General features: G+C 38.8%; 7 protein-coding genes and 1 pseudogene. All 8 read right to left on the bottom strand.

The window, feature by feature from the left end; genetic code table 11:
- Window positions 1-228 precede the first annotated feature (228 nt).
- Window positions 229-942 (bottom strand): GAD-like domain-containing protein, encoded by a 714-nt coding sequence (locus AAEY80_RS13970; protein WP_025652854.1) that lies wholly within the window; start codon window positions 940-942, stop codon window positions 229-231.
- 22 nt (window positions 943-964) lie between these two features.
- On the bottom strand, window positions 965-2,281 hold the full coding sequence (locus AAEY80_RS13965) for a polymorphic toxin type 15 domain-containing protein (protein WP_025652855.1): 1,317 nt from the start codon (window positions 2,279-2,281) through the stop codon (window positions 965-967).
- The gene (locus AAEY80_RS13960) at window positions 2,278-3,231 is read right to left on the bottom strand and encodes a DUF2345 domain-containing protein (RefSeq protein ID WP_025652856.1); all 954 of its coding nucleotides are present in this window, start codon (window positions 3,229-3,231) and stop codon (window positions 2,278-2,280) included. Before AAEY80_RS13960 ends, AAEY80_RS13965 begins: the two co-directional genes overlap by 4 nt.
- 43 nt (window positions 3,232-3,274) lie before the next feature.
- Window positions 3,275-4,024: a hypothetical protein gene (locus tag AAEY80_RS13955; protein WP_156915663.1), complete on the bottom strand. Its 750-nt coding sequence runs from the start codon at window positions 4,022-4,024 to the stop codon at window positions 3,275-3,277.
- Window positions 4,025-4,055: 31 nt separating this feature from the next.
- Entirely contained in the window at window positions 4,056-4,613 is a 558-nt protein-coding gene (locus tag AAEY80_RS13950; protein WP_156915664.1) for a hypothetical protein, read from the bottom strand.
- A 398-nt stretch (window positions 4,614-5,011) separates the two neighbouring features.
- Window positions 5,012-6,177, bottom strand: a protein-coding gene (locus AAEY80_RS13945; RefSeq protein WP_101210724.1) for an IS3 family transposase whose coding sequence is annotated in 2 segments (ribosomal slippage) — window positions 5,012-5,919 and window positions 5,919-6,177 — 1,167 coding nt in all. Because the reading frame shifts where the segments join, the coding sequence is not laid out codon by codon here.
- Window positions 6,178-6,239: 62 nt separating this feature from the next.
- Window positions 6,240-6,782, bottom strand: a complete 543-nt coding sequence (locus tag AAEY80_RS13940; protein ID WP_025652862.1) for a hypothetical protein — start codon at window positions 6,780-6,782, stop codon at window positions 6,240-6,242.
- A pseudogene (locus AAEY80_RS13935) lies at window positions 6,775-7,162 on the bottom strand (hypothetical protein); the annotation flags it as partial. The pseudogene AAEY80_RS13935 and the gene AAEY80_RS13940, both read right to left, overlap by 8 nt.

The following is a 7,162-nucleotide window of genomic DNA, read 5'->3' as shown; positions in this document are numbered from 1 at the left end:
AATGTCAGTTTGCTTGGTCATTGCTTATTCTCCTGTTATGGGATTATAAGCAGTTACACAGTTTTTAGGAAACTCCCGCTTGATTCAAATCTCCCAAGTTTAACTGTACGGATTTGACGGCAGGGGTCATATCGTCAATTCCTCTCATACCTGTTTGAGGATGAAAGTAGTGGAGCCAATCAGCTGATCGCTAATAAAAAACCACCCGAAGGTGGCTTAAATAATTAATTATACTAAGTCATCTAAATCAGGTAGATTTGATGAATCTTCAACACCGAATGCCATTTGTCCTAATTTCTTAAAGTCGATGTATTGGATTTCAATCAAGTCAGGTAAGAGACTAAGATGCACAAAGATATTCATTTTATCGACATTTTTGATAGACGCATTGTCACTTATGGCAAGGGCAGGAACGAAGCCAAACATCTCGTCATAGTCGAGCGCACCAAACTTTTTCACACAACGCTTGAATAGGGGTTTACCGTTATTGTCTTCCATATCTGTATATTTAATCTGTTTAAACCCAAAAAACATAGCTAATTCTTGATTGGATTTTCCATACGCTATTTCTTTTGCATTACCTTTCTTTTGGTATATCCAACCTAGAGTAGGAGTGATTTCAAATGTGAATCCTGATTTTTCACCCCAAACGTATAATTCGCCAAAGCCACTTCGAGCGATCACATAATAGTTATCTTGCCTCATAACCTCATCGCCGAGCCATGTAGTCAGATCTTCTTCGTAGTCAGCTGGATTAACTATCCAAAATAAGCCTTTTTTAAAGCGACAAAACCCTAAACGCTCCCAATAGAATAGTAGTTTATCAGGCAATCTACCACGATAACGATTAAAAATAGCTTGTGCAACTGGCTGCTGCCAATCAGGTTGTCCAAAGTCTTCCATGAAAAGATCAAAGTCTTCATCTATAATAAATGTACTCATTTAAATGTCCTTTAGTCATATTTTATTTACATCTATTTAGTTCAACGTTCATTTTGGTTTGCCCGCCTTGTTTTAAAGCTTCTTTAGCGGCTTTATCCATCTGTGCAACTCTACTATTTGCTTCAACTTTATTAGACCATTGTCCACCTATGGACTTATTCACATCAGCACGACCCAGTCGATTAATTTTATCTTTACCACCTGCAATCATATCAGGATCATGTAGAGCATTCAGGTCTTTCATTATTTCAGGAGTGCGTTTGTTCGCTATTTTAGCTTCAGAAGCCGTCTTGCCTTGCTTGCGATAGCTTCTCTGTAATGATTCAGAAATATCGTTTTCGTATTTATTTCTAGCTTTAGTCTGTTCACTTCCTGTTCCTTTACGCTGGTTTTTATTGTAGGAGGCGCGGCCAGCTAGATACTCATCTACAGTTAAATTATTGATGCCATCTTGTTGACCTTTAAGTTGTTTATAATAGTCTTTCTCAAATTTTGCATTTGCTTTACTGTCTTTAGAAAATCTGCTTTTTAAGTCTTTGCTTGGCTTAAAGCACTTCGGCTTATGCTGCTTCATAACTCCTTTTCTAGCAGGTCTCGACGTGATACTACTATTATGATTAACCGTTTCACCAGAAGCGTTCCTGTTGGTTGAAGCTAAGGCTGTGCTGGGTTTTGTGCCAGCAGCTTTACCAACGCCTGCATGATTAACACTCGCTGTAGCCGGTGTCATTTTCGACCAGCCATTTATCTCATTAATAATTTGCTGAGCGAAACGATCAAAGTCTTTTTGAATTTGAATTAACTTTTGCTTATTAGACTTACTTAAACTATTGAGAAACTTAGGGGTCAAGATACTGTTAAGTAAGCCTTTTAGTTTACTGACATCTAACGCTTTTTTTAAAGCTTGCTCTGCATTACCTTTACCAAATTTTCTGATAAAGGCAAATAGATCAGCAGGGTTTTTACCGCCAATCTTGATAGCTTTAATAGCACTTTTAACTGCATCACCAAAGACTGGTATCAGCCCTATTAATGCTGCTATGAGTAAGAACCATAATGTAATATCGGAGGGTTTATCTTTAAGGCTCATGACTGCCTTGATGATGTCTCGCGCATCAATAAGCTGTCCTGCAATAGGAACTGCACCGATCACAATTTCAGCAAATAGTGCCCAAGACGAGGTGTTTTCACCTGCTAGAAACGAACCTGTCTCTTCTTTTAATGCTTCAAACCAGCCTGTGGGTTTTTCTTGTTTGGCTTTTTTATATTTTTGAGGAGTGTAATCCTTCCCTATGTTACTAATCCCTAGTGCGCCGCCGCCAAAGCCATTACTACTCATATACCATCCTCCATATCTATATCAGGCTTGAAGTCAGCAGGGTCTTCACCATAATAAACATGAGCTTGACCCTTAGGCACACCTTCTAAACGAGCAAAGCCATTTTTATCTAAAATGCCTTCTCTGACAGAGCCATCTGCGAACTCGACACGGTAGGGCGCACTGCTTACTGGAGTCTCATCATCGTGTAGATAATTAAGCTCGATAAAGGTTGGTGGTTCGTCCAAGATATTAGAAGGTAAGCCTGATACAAATTGACCATCAACTCCGCCCCCAGCCTTACTGTGCTTACCTGCTTTTTCCGTCACCTCTTTGGCGGCGATAGTGATATTGCTACCATCCAAAGTAATACTCGCACCGCCTGCCGTTATCGTCACTTTATTGGTTGCCACGACTTCTACCTCTTTGGTGGAGGAGGCGATGTTCACATCTTGCTTGGCGGTTGCTTCCAGTTTCCCTGTATGGGCGGATAGGGTGATATTTTCTTTGGCATTGGTCATACTAAACTGACCATCGGCTATGATATTGAGTGATTCGCTACTGACTTGATGATGACTATCGCCACTACTAATCATCATGTCCGTTTGCGTAGTACTAATTATCTCACCCATACTTCTGTGAATCAGTATATCGTCACTGACATAACTTGTGTCTGCTGCGCTGTCGATTAGCGTGTAAGGTGTTTGCTGATGGGTTTTAGTGTCTTGTTCCTTGGCGATACTCTCTAACTGAGTTTTAATGTTGGCATGATCATTAACTGACCGTCCAAGCCCAGAGGCAAGTTGCGTTAACCGCTCAGTCAAGTGCTGACCACCCAATGCCGTTTGGGTCAGAGTAGGGGTATGGTGCTGATAGTTATGTTGCTGTGCTTGGAGGTGGGTTTGCGGCTGGGTGGAGAGGACGAGGGTGTTGGCATATTTGATGTTGATGTGACTATTACTAGTGAGCAAGAACTTTTAGATCATTAATAAGAATTGGTAAATTTCGTACTTGTCATTTTAAGAAAAGCTTGTTTTTAAGTTCATGTTTAGAAGTTTCGAAATCCTCAGCATTGCATATTGTATTTAATTTTTTATTAGTGGGAAGACTAATCCAACCATCTTGATAGCTGAATTTATATGCATCATAACTTTCCTGAGATGAAAGACAACAGGCAAAAGAGCCTGCTAAGGCTTTGCACTCTTTACCATTTATACTTGCTTCAACGATATTAAGATTTGGTGCACCTAAAAGCTCTGCAGAGAAATAATCTAATCCTTTATCATCACTCGGTATGATCTCACTAATAATATCAATACCATCCAGATTAAGGTCGTAATGGTTTAGTTTATTAGTGCTATAGCTCAAAGAAGGAATTTCAGGTATATAAGTAACAATAGCATCTAATCGTGTAGGAATATTAGTTTGTGTAGAGTATAAGCTTCTTGATTGGTCATCAAAAGTAGCAATAAACTTATTATTTTTTAGTATGAATATATGTTCAGTATTTTCAGTACTTGATAAGATTGTAAATCCATTAACCTCATAGCTCTTATAGTCGTTTGCAAATACACCATTATCCTTGATTTTAGTATCGAAGTTCTCAATATCATTAGCTGAAAAACCATATTTCTCTAAATCAGATTTGTCGATATAGTCTATTAATGAAACTTTTTTAGGTTCAGCTAAATTTGAGTCATAACGGCATGACGTTAAAAGAACAATACTACTAAGTAGTAGTAAGTCGTTAATTTTCATTGACATAATATTCTTATCTCTCATTTCATCATTTTAATTATTTTTCATTTTCTAGTGAAGAATAAACTCTGATAGAAGTAATATTCTTTGGTAAAGACTCAAATTTATCGTATTTACTTATTGCACTCTCTGTTAAATCAATAGCTCGAAATCCGACTAGTATATCTTCATGATCATTTGATCTATAGGCAAAATCGGCATCGTATAAATCAGTATTAGTTTCAGACTTTCTTGAGTGATAATCTAAATAAGTGATATTAAGGTCTTTTAAATCTAATTGAAATTCAGGTGTAATGAATTGATTGTCAGCATTTTTGATATAAATATTTCTGGCTTTGCTATCATTTAGATAAGTAAATACAGTAGTATGAATATCTACTGTTTCAAAACTGTATCTGATCCATTTGTCGGCTTTGGGATAAAAAGGTTTATAGATACCAAGAACATTTGATTCTGAAACTAGATCTGTTTCATTGGCAGTCAATCTAATAGCAGCCTTTGTTATTTCTGTCATGTTTTTACCATTAGAATGAGCGATTGATTGTGTGTCATTTGCTTTTATTAGTGCGTTGTTTAGTGATAGTCCACCTTGCATCACAGAGTCTCCAATTTGCGTGTTTTCCGAAGTTTCACAACTTACGAATAAGAAAAGAGCTGAAATAACTAGAGCGACCTTGATCATTTTAAATTCTCACTATTTATTATCTTCACAGATTAGAATGATAAGAATGTTTGGCAATAGCGCTAGGTACGGTAGTACCTTCCATGGGTTTCCACTTGTCTTCAAGATATATAGGATCAAACAAATCAACTCCATTGTGTTTGTATAAAAACGGTTGACCATATTTTGTTCTAAACTGATCATACCAAGAATACGGGTTTACAAACATTGCTCCTGTAAAAGGTACTTTCCGTCCATCGATATATGAAGGTTCAAATAAGAAGTTTGACCCCTGCCGTCAAATCCGTACAGTTAAACTTGGGAGATTTTAGTTACGCAGCCTGACGATAATAGTCAAACCACACCTGTCTTGGCGATTTATAGCCTAAACCCTTTTGAATTCTCGTTTGGTTGTAGTACAACTCGATATATCTAATGATATCGGTAATAGCGGCAAATCTGGTCTTATAGTCCTGATGATATACCAGCTCATTCTTTAATACACCCCAGAAGCTCTCTATGGGTGCGTTGTCATAACAATTACCTTTGCCACTCATTGAGCCTATAAACTGATGCTGTTTAATAATCTTATGATACGCATGGCTACAATACTGACTGCCTCTGTCAGAGTGAACAATTAGTCCCTTGCTTGGTCTCTTATTCTTAATTGCCATGTTCAATGCTTTGCAAACTAAGTCAGCGGTCATACGTTTGTTGATGGCATAGCCAACCAGCTCTTTGGTATACAAGTCTTTAACGCCTGCTAAGTACAGCCACCCCTCGGTTGTCCAGATATAGGTGATATCACTGACCCATGCTTCGTTAGGGCGGTTGACGTCAAACTGCTGATCGAGCACGTTGTCATAGACCAGCTTGTTGTGGTTTGAGTCGGTAGTAACTTTAAAACGCTTATGACGACGGCATTTGATACCGTGTTCTTCCTTGATGCTTCTGACCATGTATGGGCTGATATCATATCCTTGCTCATTTAGATGCGCATGCAGACGCTCAAAGCCGTAGCGCTCCTTTGTTTCACTGTGTGCCGCTTTGATTAGTAGCTCAGACTGGTTACGATGTATCTGCTGAGCGCTGATGTCACGACCCAGCCAGTCGTAGTAACTTGAGGGTCTAATATGTAGTACACGGCACATGCTACTGATGCGAAAGAGTTGCTGGTTGTCTTTAACAAAGGCGTACTTTACTAGCTGTGTTTGGCGAAGTACGCCGTCGCCTTTTTTAGAATTTCGCGCTCCTCTTCGGCAACTTTCAGCTGTCGCTTGAGGCGCTTATTCTCTTCTAGCACGGCCATTAGCTGTGGGTCATATTGCTCAGTCCCTGCAAGCTTGCCTTGAGTGGCTTTGTTTTGCCAGTTAGATAGCGTTTGCATGGCTATGCCAAGCTGCTTTGCAGTCGCTGAAATATTACCCTTATTGTCTGCTATCTTCTTAATAGCTTCGGCTTTAAATTCATCGCTGTAGGTTCTTACTTTCTTGACCATGGTAAACTCCTCTTTGAGTCGTTAGTTTACCAAGTTTAATTGTACGGTTTCTTCAGCATAGCTCAGTTAGCTGTTCCACTAGGTGTAGTAATATAACCCTTACCACTAGGCGTATCAATGTTTGCGTCGTCTAAAACATCTTTTGCCGCTTCTGCACAAGTATCATTCATATATGCTGTATATTTTTCTTCACCTGATATAACCTTCTTCTTAAATTGGTCAGCTTGCTTTTTAATTGCTATTAACTGTTTTTTGCTTATTCTAAATTTGTAGAGTCTTGAAACTTCAGTAATGGGGTAGTTTATAGTAGCGGGACGTCTTCCACTAAACTCATCAATTCCTGCTGCTAACTCTCGCTTTGTTGGTGTTGCGGCACCCTTTGGACCAAAACTATATACTGTTATGATCTTTCCATTTTTCACTGTGAAAAAGAATGCATGCCCATAATCAACATTGAGATTTTGAGTATTATTACGAAAAGCAGTAGCTATATGATTGACTTCAAAACCAACTACTAAGTAATACTGATTCGAAATTACTTGAACTTGGTTGTTAGAAATCATAGGTAGAGTACGATTAAGAGTATTTTTATTATATTTACTCATTAGCTTCACTCCCATAGTCATCCTGCCAATTGAGGTCTATATGAATATTAATCTCCTCTTCACTATTAGACTGAAAACGTTCAGTCCAACCCTTTTCATCGGTAGTACCCTCAAACGTTTCGCCAGTTGTTTTATTAATAGCTCTATAAGGCATATTAGCATAAGGTACATTGTCTTCATCTACAAACTGCTGTACCAAATTATAAACACCATCCATCAGCGTCTTTTTATCAGGAATTATGCTAGGCAACCCCGCCAATCCCAACCCATCCCTTCCACCTCCAGCCTTACTGTGCTTCCCAGCTTTCTCCGTAAACTGTTTCGCTGCAATCGTAATGTCAGCACCATCAAGCGTGATCCTGGCACCACCAGCCGTCAGC

It is taken from the genome of Psychrobacter sp. 78a-MNA-CIBAN-0178 (assembly GCF_040309625.1).
GTDB lineage: Bacteria > Pseudomonadota > Gammaproteobacteria > Pseudomonadales > Moraxellaceae > Psychrobacter > Psychrobacter okhotskensis.
This window is presented reverse-complemented; position numbering and strand designations above follow the sequence as displayed.